The sequence below is a fragment of the Clostridium estertheticum genome (assembly GCF_026650985.1).
GTDB lineage: Bacteria > Bacillota > Clostridia > Clostridiales > Clostridiaceae > Clostridium_AD > Clostridium_AD estertheticum_C.
Genome location: NZ_CP086239.1, coordinates 2558938 through 2580023 on the forward strand (window position 1 = coordinate 2558938; position 21086 = coordinate 2580023).

22 protein-coding genes and 1 tRNA gene are annotated in these 21086 nt (G+C 31.5%); 6 read left to right on the forward strand and 17 right to left on the reverse strand.

The annotated features are described in order from the left end of the window. Positions 1-288: 288 nt before the first annotated feature. Positions 289-380 (reverse strand) — tRNA-Ser (locus tag LL038_RS12270). A 258-nt stretch (positions 381-638) separates the two neighbouring features. Here LL038_RS12270 and LL038_RS12275 point away from each other — a divergent pair. From LL038_RS12275 to LL038_RS12290, 4 genes are read left to right on the forward strand one after another with little or no spacing between them, the layout of a single operon-like run. Beyond that, positions 639-1577 carry an ABC transporter substrate-binding protein gene (locus LL038_RS12275; RefSeq protein ID WP_216120208.1) on the forward strand — a complete coding sequence of 313 codons (939 nt, stop codon included), beginning with the start codon at positions 639-641 and terminating at the stop codon, positions 1575-1577. Positions 1578-1598: 21 nt separating this feature from the next. Beyond that, positions 1599-2630, forward strand: a complete 1032-nt coding sequence (locus LL038_RS12280) for a FecCD family ABC transporter permease (RefSeq protein ID WP_253200199.1) — start codon at positions 1599-1601, stop codon at positions 2628-2630. Beyond that, the gene (locus LL038_RS12285; protein ID WP_216120529.1) at positions 2627-3640 is read left to right on the forward strand and encodes a FecCD family ABC transporter permease; all 1014 of its coding nucleotides are present in this window, start codon (positions 2627-2629) and stop codon (positions 3638-3640) included. The genes LL038_RS12280 and LL038_RS12285 overlap by 4 nt, the downstream gene beginning before the upstream one ends. Positions 3641-3669: 29 nt before the next feature. Next, complete coding sequence (locus tag LL038_RS12290) at positions 3670-4452, forward strand: ABC transporter ATP-binding protein (RefSeq protein ID WP_216120206.1); 783 nt, start codon at positions 3670-3672, stop codon at positions 4450-4452. 83 nt (positions 4453-4535) lie between these two features. Here LL038_RS12290 and LL038_RS12295 read toward each other — a convergent pair whose 3' ends face one another. From LL038_RS12295 to LL038_RS12315, 5 genes are all read right to left on the reverse strand, one after another. Then, positions 4536-4739 (reverse strand): hypothetical protein, encoded by a 204-nt coding sequence (locus LL038_RS12295; protein WP_216120204.1) that lies wholly within the window; start codon positions 4737-4739, stop codon positions 4536-4538. A gap of 76 nt (positions 4740-4815) precedes the next feature. After that, positions 4816-5595: a dimethylarginine dimethylaminohydrolase family protein gene (locus LL038_RS12300; protein WP_216120203.1), complete on the reverse strand. Its 780-nt coding sequence runs from the start codon at positions 5593-5595 to the stop codon at positions 4816-4818. A gap of 169 nt (positions 5596-5764) precedes the next feature. Continuing rightward, complete coding sequence (locus LL038_RS12305; RefSeq protein WP_216120527.1) at positions 5765-7126, reverse strand: sigma-54 interaction domain-containing protein; 1362 nt, start codon at positions 7124-7126, stop codon at positions 5765-5767. Between the two features lie 33 nt (positions 7127-7159). Then, positions 7160-8722 (reverse strand): putative ABC exporter domain-containing protein, encoded by a 1563-nt coding sequence (locus LL038_RS12310; protein ID WP_216120200.1) that lies wholly within the window; start codon positions 8720-8722, stop codon positions 7160-7162. Further along, on the reverse strand, positions 8719-9420 hold the full coding sequence (locus tag LL038_RS12315; RefSeq protein WP_216120198.1) for an ABC transporter ATP-binding protein: 702 nt from the start codon (positions 9418-9420) through the stop codon (positions 8719-8721). The genes LL038_RS12310 and LL038_RS12315 overlap by 4 nt, the downstream gene beginning before the upstream one ends. 184 nt (positions 9421-9604) lie before the next feature. Between LL038_RS12315 and LL038_RS12320 the strand changes: the two genes are divergently transcribed. After that, entirely contained in the window at positions 9605-11320 is a 1716-nt protein-coding gene (locus LL038_RS12320; protein WP_216120196.1) for a methyl-accepting chemotaxis protein, read from the forward strand. 110 nt (positions 11321-11430) lie between these two features. On the opposite strand, the gene LL038_RS12325 is transcribed toward LL038_RS12320, so the two are convergent. From LL038_RS12325 to LL038_RS12340, 4 genes are read right to left on the reverse strand one after another with little or no spacing between them, the layout of a single operon-like run. Next, positions 11431-11865: an MOSC domain-containing protein gene (locus LL038_RS12325; RefSeq protein ID WP_216120194.1), complete on the reverse strand. Its 435-nt coding sequence runs from the start codon at positions 11863-11865 to the stop codon at positions 11431-11433. Then, complete coding sequence (gene moaC, locus LL038_RS12330; protein WP_253199900.1) at positions 11865-12344, reverse strand: cyclic pyranopterin monophosphate synthase MoaC; 480 nt, start codon at positions 12342-12344, stop codon at positions 11865-11867. Before moaC ends, LL038_RS12325 begins: the two co-directional genes overlap by 1 nt. Before the next feature lie 4 nt (positions 12345-12348). After that, complete coding sequence (gene moaA, locus LL038_RS12335; protein ID WP_216120192.1) at positions 12349-13308, reverse strand: GTP 3',8-cyclase MoaA; 960 nt, start codon at positions 13306-13308, stop codon at positions 12349-12351. A 31-nt stretch (positions 13309-13339) separates the two neighbouring features. Beyond that, on the reverse strand, positions 13340-13831 hold the full coding sequence (locus tag LL038_RS12340; RefSeq protein WP_216120191.1) for a MogA/MoaB family molybdenum cofactor biosynthesis protein: 492 nt from the start codon (positions 13829-13831) through the stop codon (positions 13340-13342). A 344-nt stretch (positions 13832-14175) separates the two neighbouring features. Between LL038_RS12340 and LL038_RS12345 the strand changes: the two genes are divergently transcribed. After that, a complete protein-coding gene (locus LL038_RS12345; RefSeq protein ID WP_216120188.1) occupies positions 14176-15255 on the forward strand; it encodes an XdhC family protein in 1080 nt (359 codons plus the stop codon). 43 nt (positions 15256-15298) lie between these two features. On the opposite strand, the gene LL038_RS12350 is transcribed toward LL038_RS12345, so the two are convergent. The 7 genes from LL038_RS12350 to LL038_RS12380 are packed head-to-tail and all read right to left on the reverse strand — an operon-like array spanning position 15299 to position 21086. Further along, positions 15299-16624, reverse strand: coding sequence for a DVU_1553 family AMP-dependent CoA ligase (locus LL038_RS12350; RefSeq protein ID WP_216120187.1), 1326 nt, complete (start codon positions 16622-16624; stop codon positions 15299-15301). 24 nt (positions 16625-16648) lie between these two features. Further along, entirely contained in the window at positions 16649-17281 is a 633-nt protein-coding gene (locus LL038_RS12355; protein ID WP_216120184.1) for a histidine phosphatase family protein, read from the reverse strand. Continuing rightward, positions 17278-18402, reverse strand: coding sequence for a DVU_1551 family NTP transferase (locus tag LL038_RS12360; protein ID WP_216120182.1), 1125 nt, complete (start codon positions 18400-18402; stop codon positions 17278-17280). Before LL038_RS12360 ends, LL038_RS12355 begins: the two co-directional genes overlap by 4 nt. Positions 18403-18418: 16 nt before the next feature. After that, complete coding sequence (gene trsS, locus LL038_RS12365; protein WP_216120180.1) at positions 18419-19699, reverse strand: radical SAM (seleno)protein TrsS; 1281 nt, start codon at positions 19697-19699, stop codon at positions 18419-18421. A 13-nt stretch (positions 19700-19712) separates the two neighbouring features. Continuing rightward, entirely contained in the window at positions 19713-20153 is a 441-nt protein-coding gene (locus LL038_RS12370; protein ID WP_216120178.1) for a DVU_1555 family C-GCAxxG-C-C protein, read from the reverse strand. Between the two features lie 13 nt (positions 20154-20166). Beyond that, complete coding sequence (gene trsM, locus LL038_RS12375; protein ID WP_216120176.1) at positions 20167-20880, reverse strand: DVU_1556 family methyltransferase; 714 nt, start codon at positions 20878-20880, stop codon at positions 20167-20169. Continuing rightward, entirely contained in the window at positions 20877-21086 is a 210-nt protein-coding gene (locus LL038_RS12380; RefSeq protein ID WP_216120174.1) for a DVU_1557 family redox protein, read from the reverse strand. Before LL038_RS12380 ends, trsM begins: the two co-directional genes overlap by 4 nt.

Below are 21086 nucleotides of genomic sequence, written 5' to 3' on the forward strand. Positions count from 1 at the left end.
GAAAACAAAACAACCAATACTAAAGGAGATAACCTTAGGTATTAGTTGCTTTCCAACATAATTATTACCTTTATTATTTGTTATCTTACCATATTCTTACCACGCCACAAAAAAAGAGCCTATTCTGTAAAAAGAATAAACTCTTCTAAACCCTTGATTTTGGAGAAGAAATGTGGATTTAATTGCTACTACGCACCAATTACGTAGCCACACGTTCTGCGCCCTCACGAGTTCAAATCACCATTTAATTAACGTAAAAGAACTCGCCTTCCAGCGAGTTCTTTGATTTGGCGGAGAAAGGGGGATTTGAACCCCCGGAACGGAATAACCCGTTCGCCTGTTTTCGAGGCAGGTACCATAGGCCACTCGGACATCTCTCCATATATTAAGTTGCCTTTAACATTATACCATATAATTAAACTATTTAAAATATTTTTTTATTTATAAGTTCCTTACCCTTTTTTAAATACATTCTAGGTTCAAAACAAATTATTGACATACTTAATAGTTCTGCTATAATAAATATTGTATTTGACTGATAATGATTCTTAATTTCATTCTCATTTAAAATGATAATTTGTAATTTACTTAATCATTATTTTTATACATATTAACTTAAACAATTTAGGAGGATTTCCATGAAGAAAAAAAGATTATTCGTAGTATTAACATCCGCTTTAATTTCTATTACTGTTTTTGCAGGTTGTTCAAAGGTTGCAGAACCTGTTAAGAAAGTAAGTGTAACTAAAGTGGTTAGTACAATGAAAGGCAATGTAACTATACCCACAAGTCCTAAACGTATAGTTGATATATCTGGATCAACAGAGGAATTATTAATTTTAAAGCACACACCAATAGGTACAGCCAATGCTGATTCTTATAAAACTACCGAAAAGCCAAGTTACCTAAAAGATAAATTGAGTTCTTCTAAACTTGTAGGTTTTTCAATGATGGAAACTATGGATATGGAAGCTATCCTAAAACTTGATCCAGATTTAATTATAATGAGCGAGAGGCAAACAAAAATATATGAACAATTAAAAGCTATTGCACCAGTTGTAATGCTTAAAGATTATGCTAATGATTGGAGATCAAAACTAACAAATATCTCCAAACTATTTGGACAAGAAAAAGATGCTCAAAAATGGTTAGTGGCTTACGATAAAAAAGCTATAACAATAGGTAATGAAATAAAGAAAACTAATGGAACGCAAACTTACCTTACCGTACTTGCTAGTGCAGGCAAATATTACATTTTTAGCGATGCAGCTATAGGTTCAATGTTATTATCAGATATGAAATTACCCCAACCGGCAAACATGCCAAAACAAGAGGGAATAAGTTTACCAGTAGTAACTATGGAGGGTTTATCATCAATTGATGCAGATCATATTGTAGTTATAGCAACTGATGTGGATAAAAAAGATTTATTAAGTAGTTCTGTTTGGAAAAGCATGAGAGCTGTAAAAGCTGGAAATGTTACACTGCTTCCTAGTTCTCCATATTTTGCACAAGGTTATTCTCCAATAGGAAGAGAATTACTACTTGACTCCATAAAGAAAGAATTTGTGAAATAATCTGTGAGGTGCATCACTTTAATGAAAAATATAATACTTAATCAAAAGAAGAAAAAGATGAATAGACTTATTATGAGTACATTTATAATTGTAATTGGACTTATTATATTGTTTTTCGGAATTGCATTGTCAGTATCCCTTGGTGCAAAACATATAGATTTAAATACAGTCTTGAGTATCATGCTTTCACCTAGCAATGATATAAACTCAAAGATTATCCATGATATAAGACTTCCTAGGGTAATTGCAGCTGCTCTAGTTGGAGCATTTTTAGCAGTATCAGGTGCTATAATGCAAGGAATAACAAGAAATCCAATTGCTGACCCTTCAATAATGGGAATTACCCAAGGTGCAACTTTTACAATAGCTATAGCCTTTGCAATGAAGGCTAATATCGGTTCTTCAGGTTTAATGATTTTTGCTTTTATTGGAGCTAGTTTAAGTGGGATAATAGTATTTCTTTTAAGTTCAAGATCTATTAAAGGTGTTAGCCCCATTAAACTTGTTTTAGCAGGCACAGCTCTAGGTACCCTTTTGATATCTCTTGCAACTGCTATTGCAATGTACTCTAATTTATCTCAGGAACTTAGTTTTTGGATTGCAGGAGGACTTGTTACTGCAAAATGGGAAGGTGTAAAATTATTAGCCACTGTTGGTACATTCGGGGTCATTGCCGCTATAATTCTTTCTCCTAAAATAACCATTTTGAGCCTAGGAGAAGAAATTGCCATAGGTCTTGGTCAAAAAACTAACATTATAAGATTTATTGGAATAGTAATCGTAATATTACTTAGTGGTAGTTCCGTTGCAGTTGCCGGTAATATTGCTTTTCTTGGTCTTATTGTTCCACAAATTATAAGGAGTTTAGTTGGACCAGATTATAGATTTATAATCCCATGTTCTCTAGTTCTTGGCGCAAATTTACTAGTTTTTAGCGATATAGCTGCTAGAATGATTAATCAGCCTTATGAAACTCCTATTGGTGCATTAACTGCACTTCTTGGAGTACCTTTCTTCATATATATCGTAAGAAAGGAGGCAAAATCATTATAAAACATAAAGGAAATAAAAAACTAATTTTGATTATAAGCATTTTATCTATTTTACTCCTTTCAATATTTATAATTAGCTTTAATATAGGAACCTTTGCTATAGGGCCTATTGATGTAATTAAAACACTATTTGGACAAGGAGATAAAAAACAAGAACTAGTACTTTTCACTATGAGACTTCCACGAATAATTATAGCTCTACTTGTAGCAAGTGCTTTAGCAGTATCCGGAACAGTACTTCAAGGAATAACTAAAAATGATCTCGCAGACCCTGGTATATTAGGTATAAGTTCCGGTGCAGCACTTGCTGTAGTTATTTATATATATTTTATGAATGGAAAAGCATATTCTGATGTAAATTTACTTACTATATTTACTATGCCTATTATAGCTCTCTTTGGAGCAGGTTTTGCGGCCTTCCTTATTTATACTTTAGCATGGAAAAAAGGTATAAATCCTACTAGATTGATTTTGATGGGTATAGGTATCAATTCTGCTTTTTCTGCTATATTGATTCTATTTCAATTTAGATTTTCAACGCAGGATTTTAACAAAATAATGATTTGGACCTCAGGAAGCATTTGGGGAACTAATTGGAGTTATGTTATAGCAACGCTCCCTTTTGTATTCATTTTTACAGGGCTTATAATTTATAAGGCTAGATACCTTGATGTTTTAAGTTTAGGTGACGAGTTATCAGTTGGACTTGGCGTGAATATAGAAAAAGAGAGAAGGACACTACTAATATATACCGTGGCCCTAGCAGGAGCAGCTACAGCGGTTGCAGGAACCATAGCATTTTTAGGGTTGATTTCTCCACACATTGCTAGAAAACTTGTTGGACCAAAACACAAATTATTATTACCAACTTCAGCCTTAGTTAGTTCAATAATTTTATTATTATCCGATACTATAGCTAAAAATGTTTTGGCGCCTATTGAAATGCCTGTTGGAATAGTTGTTTCAATTATTGGGGTACCCTATTTCATTTATTTGATTATGAAAGAATAATTATGAATGCTTAGCTTAGGAGGCTCTATATGAACAGCATAAAAACCGAGAATCTTTCTATCTCTTATGGAGATTCTGACATAGTAAAAGATTTAAATTTAAATATACCTAAAGGAAAAATTACAACTATTATAGGCTCAAATGGTTGTGGAAAATCAACCATTTTAAAAACTATCGCAAGAATATTAAAACCCAAAAACGGAATCATATACATAAATGGTAATGATATTCAAGGTTTAAGTTCGAAAGCAATAGCAAAAAAAATGGCGGTTTTACCTCAAAGTCCCGAGGCCCCAAATGGATTAACTGTAGGTGAACTTGTAGCCTATGGAAGATTCCCTCATCAAAGTGGATTTGGCAAATTAATGGCCAAGGATAAAGAGAAAATAGATTGGGCACTTAAGATAATTAATATGGAAGAATTCAAAGATAGGCCTATAGAGTCATTATCCGGTGGACAAAGACAAAGGGTATGGATAGCTATGACTCTCGCACAAGAAACAGAAATTTTATTATTAGATGAACCTACAACTTATTTAGATTTAGCACATCAGTTAGAAATTCTACAATTATTGGATGATTTAAATAAATTACATGGACAAACCATTGTCATGGTAATTCATGATTTAAATAACGCAGCAAGGTTCGCAGATTATATGGTTGGAATTAAAGATGGTAACATAGTTTGTAGTGGAACCCCCAGGGAAATAATGACTAATGATAATTTAAAAAAGATATTTAACATAGATGCCGTAGTTGTTGATGAACCTATAAATCATAAACCAGTCTGTATTACCTATAACTTAATATAGATTTAGTTTAATCTTAAACACTCTACTTTTATTATGTCTTATCTTTAATAACATTAAGGCAGGATAATCATCCTGCCTTAATGTTATTTTCTATTAATACCTTTGTTTGCAATTGAGCGCCCATATAATTTTTCTTTTTCTTCTTCAGTAGCATCACTAGGACCGCTCGTCATGTTAGGCATGTTATACATATGAGTTACCTTAGCGTTTGAAGCCCCACTAACATCATCATTATCTCCTGATTGTTCATCAGATTGTTTTGTTTCCTTTAAATTATATTTATTCATAGGTATGCTCCCTTCTAATATAAAATTACACTGTGGATATCCAGTGCATTTCATAGTTTACCCAATTATATTAACATTAATCCTTTGGTAATCTAAGTGAAAGACAAGTAAGTCCTCCGTCCATTTTTTCAAATTCAGACATATCCACCTCAATAATTTTAAACCCTGCATCTAATAATGCTTTTTTTGAATTTTTAAATCCTGTTGGAATTATAAGATACCCATTTATTAAAATACAATTTGCTGAATATGCCTCGTTATCATCTACTTTAATCACCTTAAACTCTTTAAAATCTTTAAACAACTTGTGTTCTTTAAATTCTCCAGTGGCAACAAAAATATTGTTTTCTAAGTAAACTACTCCTGTTTTGAGATGAAGTATATGAAGTACATCTGCGGTAGATGATGTATATCCATATTTGCTAAGTATCTCTGTGAGCTGTCTTGCACCTTCTGCATTAGTTCTCTTAGATTGGCCTATATAAAAATGATTTTCTACCCTTAATATATCTCCCCCATCCAAACAAGCCTCTCCACTTAGATATTCTATGTTGACATAAAACTTTTTCAAAACATCAATAATTCCTTTTTCTTCTCCCTTTCTTGACTCTGCACCAGGCTTTGTAATAATGGCACATTTCTCTGTTACAATAGCTACATCCTCAACAAAAGTTGAATCTGGATATCGCTCATCAGCTTCCAATACCAACACATTGCATCCACATTTCTTTAAAGCTTCTATATAATCCTCATGTTGTTTTATTGCCTTTTCATAATCTGGCTTGCCCATATCTGAAGTAGTAATCCCCTCGGCGAAATTTTTGCTTAACTTTCTTACAATTACATTTTTTATCATAATAAAATCCCCTTTCGTTTTACCTTATACATCTTACATAGCAAAATTTATGCCAATATGTAATCAACCTACTTATTCTATAAACAGGTTAGTCTAAGGGAATATAAAATTTTTTTAAGTTAATAAAGCGAAAAAAATTTTGCCTTTACGCAAAATTTTTTTCGCTTTATTATATATTATATTTTGACAATTTATAATTTAATGCTTGCCTTGATATTTTTAACATTTTTGCTGCCTCTGTTACATTTTCCGTGTTTTTTATCGCATATACTATAATGTCCTTCTCATAACTTTTTACAAGTTCACTTAACGATTTATCAGACGCCACAAGACCTGGCACGCAATTCTTCTCACTTTTCACTGAAAACATATAGTCTGGAAGATCATCCACTGTAATTTCATTACTATATGTTATATTAAAAGCAGATTCTATAACATTTTTTAATTCTCTTATATTGCCTGGCCATAAATAGTTTTTAAATATTCTTAGAACCGATTCATCAAGCCCCTTAATATCCTTCTTCATTTTTTGATTATATTCTTTTATAAAATAACTAGACAAAAATTCAATGTCATTTTTTCTATCTTTAAGCTCTGGAAGACTAATTTGAAGTACTCCAATTCTATAAAACAAATCTTGTCGCAGTTTATTTTCCCTAATAGATTTTAATGGAGATTCGTTTACCGCGGACAAAATTCTAACATTTACCCTTATACATTCAGTTGAACCCACTCTTCTAATTTCCAAACTTTCTATCGCTTTCAATAGTTTCGCCTGCATAGATATTTCCATAGAATTAATCTCATCTAAAAAAAGAGTACCACCATCCGCCGCTTCAAATAAACCCTTTCTATTTTCAGCACCTGTATAACTACCTTTTACCGTACCAAACAAAATACTTTCAAGTAATGTAGCAGGTATAGCTGCACAATTTTGAGATATAAACGATTTTGAAACTCTGCTACTATTTTTATGTATAGCTTGAACCACCATTTCTTTTCCCGTACCCGTTTGTCCATAAATTAGAACTGGAGAATCAGATTTCGCTACTTTTATTATCCTTTTCTTAATATTTAACATATTTTCATCATTAGTTATAATCTGATCTATATCATATAGTTGCCTTTTTTCTTCCTCTCTTTCTTTCAATCTTAATGTTATATCTTTCCTTTGTTTTTCAGGTTCAATATATATTGAAACCTCTACTACTCCTATAATCTTTTCACCTGATTTTACTGGAAATGTTGAATTAATTGCATCTATGGCTACGCCTTTATAATTCACAAGATGTTGTTGTTCATTTAAAATAGCCTTACCACTTTTTAACACCCTTAACAATGTACTGTTTTCATCATTTAGATTAGGATATATGTCCCAAAGATATCTTCCAACCAGTTCCTCATCATAAAGATTATTAATATCTTTTCTAAAATTATCAGAATATTCAATAACTCCCTTTTCATTAACCATTACAATAGCATCTATATAATTGTGTAAACTTAGAATTTGTTTAATATAATTCTGTAGCATAAAAACACCTCAATTTAAAATTTATCCAGCAATCTACAATTCGATATTATCAAATACGCCCCTACCTAAGAATATTATTAAAGCACTAAATATAAGATTATATGCTATAAATGATGTGTAGGCTATAACTACTCCAACAAAACTACTAGACGAACTATATAATACGGCAAAAAGAACTATAGCAGGTGTTATTATTCCAACTAATATCATAATTCTCATAAATCCCGTAGTTACTATATTCTCACCACCACCTAAAAGTCTTCTAGTTAGAATTCCTCCATATATGAAAAGAGAACCTATTGATTCAAATGCTACTATATTAAGAATAATAAGCATAACACTACTTTTAAATAATATTCCTGTTATCACAAACACTATAGTCCCATCAATAAGGTTTTTTATATTATCAACTACAGTTACATAGATAATTTTTTTAAACGAATGATCAGGCAGCATATATATATACTGGTTTGTTAAATCCTTTCGCCATTTGCTTGCAAAATTAGATATTAATTGAAGATATATCATTCCCCCTAAGATTATTGCTAGATCTTTAATTGGACTAAATATGCCAACAGTTATTGCTATAACAACATAAATAACGGTCCCTATATTTATAAGTCCAAACCCTGTTTTTTTATACTCTAATATTTGTCTCCAAAATATAGCGGAGGCAAACTTTCCTTTTCTGGTATACTGAACCTTTCTTACTCTTGGTTTTTTACCAGATTTCATAAATATTTGCTCACCATTCCTTGATGCAGATATTGCAGTTTCTTTATACTCAGTTGAAGCTAACACATCTTCATAGTAGTCAAGTTTCATAGAGTAAATTATGTAACAGCAAATAGCACCTAATGCTATAATTAAAATAGTATAAATAATAAACACTGTACTAATGCCATTCATTGAAGCCATTATAATTTCTCTTACCCAACCGTATACTGGAATATAAGGGATTATAGGACTGTTGAGCATTGATATAATAGCCTTACCTGGTGACATAGTTACATATAATTCTATAAAGTACGCTATTACTATAACTATTCCTAAGCCTTTAAAAATATTTCTTATCATTGTTTTGTTTTTTACACTTTTAGAAGCTGTGGAATACAATAATATTTTTAGTATTGATGTGAAAATAAGCATAATAAATAATCCAAAAACAATTACTAAAATCCCATAGGACTTAATGTTACTATAACGACTAAGAGTGTATCCTTGAAATAGAACAAAAACCACTGCTATAAATGAAGAATATATTTGTTTTATAAATCCATATATTAAGACTTTTTGAGGGCTAATAGGAGCTGTAAATATAAAATTTATATCTGCACCTCTAAAAAAAGTAGCTCCTTTATTTATTGATGAATAGATATCTGGTGCCGTAAATATTAAAATAACACATCCAACAATAGTACTATATAACATTGGATCCAAAATACTTTTTGCTCTACTAGTATCTTTATTAACAAATAATACAAGACACAAAGATACTAAACATAATATGTATAAAACAAGCTTTAACGGTTCATGCTTTAACTGAAGTAACCAATTTTTTATAGATTTTCTTATTATATAAAATAATGGCTTCATACATTTCCCTCCGTTACATCAAAAAAGAGTTCCTCTAATGTCTCATTCCTACTCTTAAGCTCCTGTTTTGTGCCAGATAGAACTATATTTCCATTTTTCATTATAAGCACCTTGTCCCAGAAATCATCAACGCTATCTATTATATGGGTGCTTATTAAAATAACTGAGCCTTTTTCTTTAAGCTCGACAATTGCTTTCTTTAGTTCCTTAATTGCCTTAGGATCAAGTCCCATTAATGGCTCATCGAATAATATTACCCTTGGTTTTATTATTAAGGCGCAGCAAATACTTACCTTTTGCATCATACCCTTGGACAATTGTTTCCCAAGTTTGTCTTTCTTATCGCTTAAATCAAATCTTTTAAGTAATTCTTCAGCCTCATCCTTATAGTTTTCTATTCCATAAGCCGCAGCTATATATTCTATATGCTCATAAACCGTTAGCAAATCAAACATAGCTGAAACTTCCGGAACATAAGAAAATATTTTTTTTGCGGCAATGCTCTTATTTGGGTGCCCACAAATTTCAATGTACCCATTATATTTTAATAATCCAGCAATAGATTTTATTGTAGTGCTTTTTCCAGCTCCATTGGGGCCTAAAAGAATAGCAATTTCACCTTCGTTAACCTGAAAACTAATATTGTTTACAGCTATTTCCTTAGAGTATTTTTTAGTAAGATTTTGTACAATAAGCATGATACTCATCTCCTTAAATAAATATATATTAGAATTATACCAAATATTCCTATTATTGTACAAATACACTTTTAAAACTTGTATGTTAGTAAACTTGTTAGTAAACTTGTTAGTAAACTTATTACCATAACAGTTAAGATATCCTATAATTAGACGATAATATATATAAAAGGTGGGATAATACATGAAAATGAATTTAAAAAGAATAAAAAATACAAGAATTACAACAAACATAATAATAATTTGGATTATATCATTACTTGCAACACTCTCAGTAGGCGCTATTGGTTATACTAATACTAGTAAAATGTATGCTATTAGTAACGATGTTAACAGTAACGTTATTCCAAAACTTAAGGATTGGGGTGATGTTAATGGATATATGGGTGTCCTTCGAAATACTTTAACTAAAATAATTGATAGACCCTTTGATGAAAAAAATGAAACTGGGATGTTAGATTTAAACAGTAAAATAACTACAATTATTAATAGAGAAGTCATAACATCAAAAGGTGATTCAACAGAAGCTGCTTTAGTAAAATCAGCAAAGGATGCTTATGAACATTATTACTCCTTCATTCCAAGTATAATTGATCAAAGAAAACGAAATCTCGTTCCTGATAAACAAATAACAAATGTTGATATGGGTGTGTTCGGTACAATTCTTGCCAAAAACATTACAGATCTTGTAGATTATCAAAAACATATTGCTGGTCTTCAAAATGATAAATCTAGAAATTTATATCATAGTAGTAGTATTAATTTCGGAATTATATTTTTATTATCTATTTTAATTTTGTCTGCTATATCTCTACTTATTATTTTGGTATTAAAAAATTCTATTAAAGAATTTACAGATAAACTACATATATTATCTAATGGCGATTTTACAGTAAAAATTGATACAGAACTAACTAACGAATTTGGTACAATGAATACTGCATTAATAAAAACTATAACTTCAATTTCAAATATTTTAACTAACATTAATCATGATTCGGTATATATTTCAGAGCAAGCACTATCATTATCTGCACTATCCGAAGAAATGAATGCATCAACTAAAGAAATATCAAGTTCAATTAATGAAGTTGCACAAGGTTCCTCTAACCAAGCCCAAGAGCTTATGGATATGAGTAGTTCACTAAATTCTTTTGGTAAAACACTAGAAGATATTACTTTATCTATAACTGGGGTTGATAAGAATACAAATGTTATAAACTTTAAAGCGCAAAATAGCAATAATGAATTAACTCATCTTGCTACTTCAATTAATGGTATAGCTGTTTCTTTTAAAGATGTTAGCATCAAAATATCAAACTTAACTAATAGTGTTAATGAGATAACAAAAATAACAAATTTAATAAATGCTATTGCAAGTCAAACGAACTTACTTGCACTAAATGCAGCAATTGAAGCAGCAAGGGCAGGTGAGTCTGGAAAAGGATTTGCAGTTGTAGCTGATGAGATTGGGAGGCTAGCTGAACAATCTAAAAATTCTTCAGATGATATAACTAATTTGTTAAAATCCATACAGCAAGAATCTAAAATTGTTACTGAAACTACGGATACTGCAAATGGAGAACTTGCAAAACAAATCTCTGTTGTAGATACCTCTATATCTTCCTTTAAAGAAATAATAACTTCTATTGAAAATATATTACCTGAAATAGCAGGTATAAATAATTCAATACTCAGTATAAATAACAGTAAAAATACCATAATAGCTTCTGCTGAGAGTACATCTTCAGTATCAGAAGAAAACTCTGCATCTGCTGAGCAAATATCTGCCGCTACCGAGGAAATGACAACTTCATCAGATGAAGTCGCAAGATCGGCTCAGTTACTAAATGATAAAACTGCTTCTATGATAAAGCAGATTGAAAAATTCACTCTTTAGTAATTTTGCCCTTAAATTTACCGTTAACAAAAAATATATAAAGTATCAGGAAAACTAGGGTTATCGCTCTAGTTTTTCTGATACTTTATTATTTTATATTTAAAAAAAACTTATTTTTGTACTAATATATCATCTCCGGCCTGAATATAACCAGCCTCTAGTACCTTAGCAAATATACCTTCTCTTGGCATTATGCAATCACCAACAAGTTTCATTATTTCACAACCAGCATGACATTCCTTTCCTATTTGTGTTACCTCTAAAACTACCTCTCCAATTTTAAGCTTAGTTCCCACAGGAAGTTCATACAAAATTATTCCCTCTGTAGTAATGTTTTCAGCAAATTTTCCTGCACTTAATCCTTGAGCTCCCTTTGCTTTCATTTTATCAATGCTCTCAGCCCCAAGAAAACTAACTTGTCTATGCCAATCACCTGCATGTGCATCTCCCTCTAGACCATGATTAAATTTGAAGAAACCTTTTTCGATAGGATGTTTTACTACACCTTTTTTCTCGCTTATATTTACAGCAATAACCTTTGCCATTACAATCCCTTCCTTTCAAATATTCCCGATTTCCCACCACTTTTTTTTACAAGCATAATATTATTTATAACCATTCCTCTATCAATTGCCTTGCACATGTCATATATAGTTAGTGCTGCAACAGATACCGCAGTAAGTGCTTCCATTTCAATACCTGTCTTTCCTACTGTCTTTGTCGTTGCAGTTATTTCAATTTTACTGTTTTCGAAATCGATTTTAAAACTAATATTACAGCCTGATATCATTATGGCATGACACATTGGTATTATTTGTGAAGTGCTTTTAGCCCCCATAATCCCGCCTACCTGTGCTACCGCTAATACATCTCCTTTTGAAATAGACCCATTCTTTATTTTTTCTAAAGTTTCTGTCTTCATTGAAATTGATCCAACCGCTATGGCTTCCCGAACAGTATCATTTTTTTCAGATACATCTACCATTTTAGCTCTTCCTTCTTCATTTATATGCGTAAATTCCATTATTTTATCCTCCTATCTGGTACATCATCTTTTCACTTCTACTGATTTTTTCTTCATCAAGATGATGCTCAAGCGGCTTATCAAACATTGCTTGTTTTAAAACATTTGTAAGCATTTCTTCATTATTTAGGTATTGCTTAAGGTTTATCTCTTCTTTTGAATGAAGACACGGCTTAATTGTTCCCGTGGATGTAAGTCTTATTTTATTACAATCCGCGCAAAATTTGCAACTCACTGGACTAATGAAGCCAATCTTTCCCTTTGCCCCTTTAATCTTGTACATTTGAGCAGTGCTACTTTTTTCATTCTCAATTTGAGTTAACTCAGGATGGTTTTTCAATATTTCCATAAAACTAATTTTGCTTTTATCATAAATCTTTATACCCTCACCTATAGGCATTAGTTCAATAAACCTTATTTCTATTGGCATTTCGCGAGTTAAATTTAAAAAGTCTTCAAATTCTGTATCATTAAATCCTCGCATCAATACAGTATTAATTTTTACAGGTTTTAACCCAAGTGTTAAACATCTATCTATACTTTTCATTACCTTATCAAGATTTCCTATTCTTGTTATACTTTTAAACTTCACATCATCCAATGTATCAAGGCTAATATTAACTCTTTTAAGTCCAGCTTTTTTTAGGTCACTTGCCATGTCACCAAGTAAAATACCATTTGTAGTTATAGCAATGTCCTCTATCCCTTGTAGTTTTGAAGTTTCATATATTAGTTTATCTATATCTTTCATCACTAGTGGTTCACCACCAGTATACCTTACTTTGTTAATACCTAATGTTTCTGCTACTTTTACTATTTTTAAAATTTCTCCAAACCGTAGTATATCCACATGTTCTAATTTTTTTATGCCCTCTTCTGGCATGCAATATATACATCTTAAATTACACCTATCAGTTACTGATATTCTTAAATAATTGATATTTCTCCCATGACTATCTCTCACAAAACCATCTCCTAAAATTCAATTATTTCCGCTAGATTCTAGCGCACTCATTAGCTTCCCCTTTAAGTATATCAATACCATGTGGAATTGCTTCAATTATAAATTGAAGATTTTCTACAGCACCTTTGGGACTACCAGGAAGATTTATAATCAAGGTTTTTTTACGTATTCCTGCAATACTTCTTGAAAGCATAGCCTTTGAAGTAATTTGAAGTGATTTCATTCTCATAACCTCACCAAATCCAGGTACATATTTTTCAATAACATTTTGAGTTGCCTCAGGGGTAACATCTCTTTGTGAAAATCCTGTGCCTCCATTAGTTAGAATTAAATCCACTTTAAGATCATCACATAAATAAATCAATTCTTTTTCTATTTCATCTTTTTCATCAGAAATCATTTTATAGAAACTTATAATATATCCTTTGCCTTCTAATTCACTTCTTATCGCAGGGCCTGTCCCATCAATTCTTTCTCCACGAGAACCTTTATCACTCATAGTTAATATTGCAGTTTTAATCATCTTCATCGCCCCATTTTTTTAAATTTGCTAAATTTAATTGTATATATAACACTACATTTTCTTTATACTCTTTACTAGAACCTATAACTTTTATATCTTGTATAAAAAAATATCGCTAATCGTTTACAGTTTTGAATAAGAAGTTAAATCTTCTTTAATTATTACTAAAATTAACTTTATTACATCATTATTTTATCATATTTTTAATCAACTTACGCTGTAATCTTATTATTTTTATTTGTTTTTTGTTTAAAACTTCTATAATTATTGATACAATTAGAATTATAGAAATAATTGAACAAAGATCGTATTTACACTATCAATAAAGTAGGAGGAGTAAAAATATGAATGTAGCTACCTATAAAAATTTGCTAGTCGAAGTTGAAAAAGGTAATAATTGCGTTATGATTACAATGTTAAATAACAAAAATTATGAGAATAAATCATCCCGGAATAAAATTCTTTATACTGAAGAGAATCTTAGCAATCATAATCACATATCTGATTTAGATAAACTACTTTACGAAAAATCAAAGTATGCTTTAGAAACCGGCAATCTTCAATTTGCTAAAGCATCTGAAAATGAAACTTATCTAATTGAGCCATATTTTCCTGAGCCACGATTAATAATTTTAGGTGGTGGACATATTGCCAAACCATTAGCTGAATTTGCCTCAAAGACAGGATTTTCAGTTACAGTTGTTGATGACAGGCCCTCATTTGCAAATAGCGAACGATTTCCTACTGCGCAGAAAGTAATTTGTGAAAGCTTCGATCACTGTTTCGACTTAATTAATTTAAATAAGTCCGCCTATGTTGTCATTGTAACTCGAGGTCATCGTCATGATATGGATTGTTTAAGGCAAGTTTTAAAACACAATACCGCATATGTTGGTATGATTGGTTCAAAACGCCGTGTTAAAATTGTTATGCAGCAAATGCTAGACGATGGGTATTCTAAGGATAAATTAGACAAAGTCAATGCACCTATAGGTCTTAAGATAGGCGCAGTTACACCTGACGAAATAGCGCTTTCTATTATATCACAGGTAATTAGTTACAGAAGACTTGGCGATACAACTGAAATTGCTAATCCTATAAAGACTAATTGGCCGGAATTTGATCATGATGTATTAAATGAATTATGCCAAGAAGAGAATTCTCCGGGAGCAATGATTACAATTATTTTTACTAAAGGATCAGTTCCAAGAAATGCTGGAGCTAAAATGCTTGTATGGCCCTTTGGAAAGATCTTAGGGAGTATCGGCGGAGGATGTAGTGAAGGCGAAATAATTAAAACCGCCCGTGATTTAATTAAGGATGGTGGATATAAACTTCAAAGCATAGACATGACAGGTACCATTGCAGAAGACGAAGGCATGGTATGTGGCGGAATTATGAATGTTCTAATAGAGACTTTTTGAAAATAGAATACATGGTAATTGGTTAATTACCATGTGTCCTATTTTAATTTAAACGATATAATTTTCGTTTAATCATTCCATTACTAATTTCAATATTATTAAGTAATCCACCAAATTCTATAGATATATTGTTGTTTTCTATTAATAAACCTAAGTACTTATCTTGCTTAATGCAATTTTTAATGTTATTAAATTTTATAGGTATTTGCGGGTTTACTGGCTTTACGCTTATACTAAGCACTCTATTTTCTCCATCATTAATGCTAGCTGTGTAATCAAGCACATTATCAATTCCAAACATAACTTCATCAATCATTCCTATAGAAAGAAGCTTCCCATCTTTTAACTTTAAATATTCGTTAACTCTTCCTTTTACATAATCCATTCTTTTAAATATATTACTACAAGAACAATTTTTAGGCAATAACCTAGCAATATCTCCAGTTCTGTACCTTATAAGTGGCATTGCTTCTCTCCTAAACGTTGTAATTACCACTTCACCATAACTACCCTCTTTAACATTTCGCCCAGTTACTGGATCAATGATTTCAGTGTATAAATCCACATCTCGCATATGGTATCCATTTATAGCACTACATTCCACTCCGCCTCCATACCCCATCTCAGTCATTCCATAATGAGTAAATACTTGACAGCTAAAGGCACTACTCACAGCACTACATAATGTTCTTGGCACATAGTCTCCACTTAAAAGGACGCTTTGTAACTTTAAATATTTATACCTAACATCAGTGAGTTTAATTTTTGCGAGATAAAATACTTGAGTTGGTAATCCTACAATACAATCAATGTTTTTTGATTTTATTGTTTCTAAAGCATCCCAAACATTAAACACAGGCCCATATATAATTGCCTCACAACCTGCTTCATTAAGTCCTTCCTTTAAAAGTTGACCTATACTATGGGTACTTTTCCCTGGCATCAATATAAGTACTCTTTGACCTGGAATTACAATATTCAACATGCCGTATTTAAAAAAATCAGATGTAGCTTTGAGATCATTTTTTGTAAAAAAAATTCTTTTAGGATTTCCCGTAGTTCCCGAAGAAGTCATTGTTACAATCCTTGAAATTTGATCAAGTGTTGTACACAAAAAACTTTTTGGCTTTTTCGCTAAATCATCTGAAGTAGTAAAAGGTACTTTTTTTAAATCTTCAAACTCTTTAAGTTTATCACTATAAATGTTTTTTAATATTTCTCCATAAAACTTACTTCTCTTAGCAAGATTTATAGTCTTTCTAATTTCTCCTAATTGATATAATTTTAAACTTTCCTCTGAAAGTTTTTTATCACCAGTTTCCATAAGGATTCTATCTTCCATCCATTTTTCATATAGTGTTTTAATCATATTACACACTCCATATTACTTCATCTATTCAAGCTTTCCTCTGCCTTTAACAGATAAAGTTTTGAGATTGATCCCTTCTACAAAAAAATTAGATTCATCAAAACTTATAATATTAATACATCCATAATCTTGCTTTATCTTGAAAATATTCTTTAGATCTAAATCTAAATTTAAAAGGCTACAAAACAATGCTCTAATAAAACCTGCATGACTGCAAATAACAATATTCCCTTTTGTGGAATAAATTATATAATCAAGAATCTTTATTGCCCTTTGCTGGCACGCTCTAAATGATTCACCATTAAGAGGTATAAAGTCTGCTATATTTTCTCCTCTTTTTTTGTAAACCTCTTGCTCTTTATTTTTTACTTCATCAAAAGTTAATCCATCTAAATTTCCCATATTTATTTCTCTAAGTTCTTCTAAAAAAGTCACTTCTCGATCCGGAAAGGCTATATTAACAGTACTCTTACACCTAATCAGATCACTACTAAAAATACTGTTAATAATTACTCCACTCTCCATAAAAATGCAGGCTAATTGGTTTGCATCATTTATACCCTTAACAGAAAGCCCGCAATCTGTATGTCCCAGATACCTTTTTTCTCTTCCATATTCAGTTTCCCCATGTCTTAAGATATAAATATTTCTTTTCAAAACTTATCACTAATGTTTTCAAGTTTTGTCCCTAATATATTTTCAACTTTTTCCTTAAGTATTTTTGCTTTCATATATTTTTCATTTACTTTTTCGAAAACATCTGGCACATCTTTATATCTACTAAAGGAGCCTTCAAATCTTTCCTTTAATGTGACTAGTCTTTCCCCTTTAATAAGTTTATCGCAAAGATAAACTATTTCTTTTTCACCTATTTTATATTTAGTCTTTAGCGACATATGTTCATTAATAATTTCCATGAGGCACTTATATCCAAACCCTTCAACAATTTTTGCTCCTCGCAAAGCATGTTTTTTCGATCCCTTAGCTACATCATGAAGTAGTGCACCAGCATAAATATAATTTATATTTAACTTATATCCATTATCATTAAGTAAAAGTGACACTCCCTTTGCGAATTCAGCTACGCTCTTCATATGATTTATTGTTTCTAGTTTTACATTACATAATCTTAATATCTCCATACATTCCTTATAATCAGGACAGGGATATACTGAAAGATGCTCTAAAAGAACTTTAAAATCTTCTTTAGTATCCATATCAAGTAAAACGCCCCTATCAGCAACTTGCTCATAATACCACTGTTTTTTATGCTGATTGAATAATTCTCTTAATCCTCCTTTAGGATTACTATTTATTATTTCTTGCGTTAGTGAGTATGGAACTAATGTGGGATGACCTGTTTCCTTTTCGAATATAGGAAACATTATGCCACCTTTAATTTTATCATAACTTTCCATCATTTTCTTAACAGTGTGATCTCTCACGGAAGGGATATCTACGGGTAATATAAAGAACGCATCTGTTTCCTTTGTAAGTGATTCTACTCCAGCTATTATTGATGAATACATACCTTCACTATATTTATCATTGATTACAACCTTAATATCATTTAATCCAATTTTAATATCACACAATTCCTTTTCTATACGATCATTCAAATAGCCTGTAACTACAATAATATCATTTATCCCGCAATTTTTAAAAAGTTCTATACATCTTTGAAGTGGAGTTTTACCATCCAAATTAATTATTGGTTTAAAGCTCCCCATCCTTGTCGAATATCCTGCTGCAAGTATTATAGCAGCATAGTTTTTCATGTAATCCTCTCTCTTCCTATCTATATAATTTTTTTTGATCTAAGGTAGTAATATTGTATGCACAAAATGGAATTAAATTGCCCTCTTTACTAACAACATGAATACAACAATCCTTTAACCTCTGCGTATCTACATTCCAAGCATCTTGAAATGCCATACCTGATATACTAAAAAAACCATTTTTTATCTTCTGATTCAATTCTTCAAATGAATTTTTCTTTGGTATGTATTTGCTTATTTTCACTCCGGACCAATTTCTCTCAACAAATATTTTTGATTTTTTTGACCCTTCTTTACCACTTTCTTCACCACAGCATTCACTTTTTTTACTTACGGTAATCAGTTTTCCATCTACTGATATGTAATTAGCATGAAAAGAACAATATGCATTTTCACAACCAGAGGGGGCAAAATCTGAAAATTTAATTTTATAATCACTCTGCTGGACTATTTTAGATATAACTTCTGGAAGAGTAATTCTATCTTTATCTTCCGGCAACTTAGGTATTCTACCAAAATAGCTTACTGGTTGAAAATGTACTCCTCTTACAGTTGGCGCATTTTTTAATCCAAACTCTATAATATCCCAGAGAATATTATCATTTTTATTAGGCACTACTGTGCATACAAGAATTACACCAATCCCTAATTTTGCACTATATTCTATAACTTTTAGTTTATCCTGTATTATATCTTTAGAATTAAACTGTAGAAAAATTGATTTGAGTCCTGCTTTTTTTAATTTTTCATAATAACTATAATTTTTGAGGTTAATACCATTTGTGTTTAACTGGATAAATTTAAAACCCATGTTTGTTGCTTTAGATATAATCTCATGAAGATCTTCCCGCATCGTAGGTTCTCCTCCAGAGATTTGAAGATTATAAGGTCCACCCGCTTCAATAATTCTCGAGTACCACATTTCTATAGTTGCCATATCTGGGTCAGTTCCATTTCCATGTGCATCTGCAAAACAAAATTCGCAGCTCAAATTACACCTTGAGGTTACTTCAATAAGTACCGTGCAAGTGTGTTGACGATGTTCACCACATAACCCGCAGTCATGAGGACACCCCTTTTCTACCTTAGTATATGGCATCATTGGATAAGCTGGACTCTTGTTTCTTTTCCAAGAGTCATAACTTGGATTACCCCTCCAAATAACAGTCTTATAAAAACCATGCTCTTCACAATTTTTAGTTAAATATAAGTCGTCGCATTCTTTAACTACGGTAGCCTTAACTATTTTTAAACACACCGGACAAATACTTTGTGTTTCCCTTATTATTTCATTCACTTTACATACCCTCTCATTCTATATAACTATATTCTTTTAGGATTTCACCAATTTTATTGTAAGATTTCTGAATCGCATTACCACATTTTATTGGATAAGCCTCATTATGATTCATATCATTAAGAACGTCGACTGTTATCATATCAACACACTGAGTGCTTTCAAACTCCTCTTCAAACCATTCTACATATTTTTGAATCATCCCTTTTAAATTACCATCACGAGTTTGAGTATCTGTACCTTTTCCTGCGTAAATTCCAAATAGACATGCTCCTCCAGTAACAATGCCACAAGTCTTTCCAGTATTCCCTACTCCTGCGCAAAGTCCAGCCATAGCCTTTACTAGTGGAACATTTTCCATTCCATTACTCTCAAGGTACATAATTATAAGTATTTGACTACAACAATATCCAGAATTCGCTAATTTAAACATTCTAAATGCATCTGCCCCCATTATAATCCCTCCACTATTTTTTCTTAGCAATAAGCAAAAAATATCCCGGTTTGCATAACGTAAGTTTTTGTTGAAAATCACCACAGCTATTACAAGTTGCTACTTCCCAGAATTCTGCCATTGAACCATATTTAAATATTATTTCCACCATAAGTTGCCTAAGCAAATCCGTCCAATCCTCAAAACATATTATTTCAAAACCAACGCTTACAATAACATCTTTTAATATATCTACATTAAAAAGACCTCTCATACAACTATTGATATCATGTTTTTGCACTTCTTCAAGGTATTCTGGTCTTCTTGCATAGACATCTGATACAATAAAATATCCATCATTTTCAAGGACTCTATAGCTTTCCCTTATTGTCTCTTCAAAATCATCCATAAGGGACATAGTACACTCAGCCATAACCCCTTTAAAAAATTCATTTTTATGAGGCAATTTTTCTCCTCTCCCAAAATCTATTTGATGATTACCATATTTACCTTTGCCAAGCTCCAGTAACTTTAATGAAGGATCAACCCCAAAAGCATTTAGCTTGTATAGTCTTTTAAGCCTTTCCACTGTTACTCCCATTCCACAACCAACGTCTAAAATTTTATCATTAAATTTAAAGTCACATATTTTAACAGCTCTATCAGTAAGAAAAACTCCACCTGGCCTTAGAGTATCTCCTGTTGCTCTTATCATATCTTCATTCTCAAAAACCGAGCAGCCTTTCATTTGTCCTCCAAACTCTTTTCTACTTCAAGCATTTGACCAGCTGCCAGCTCCTGCGTTATTAGAACATTTTTGCATTTAGGACACTCAAGTAATTCAATTTCAAAATTTCCTCCAAGGTACTCTGCTTTCACAGGTCCTTCCTCAAGATTGCCTCCACACTTAGAACAAACCCATGCACTTTTTTTGTTTTTATTATCTTGTTTCAT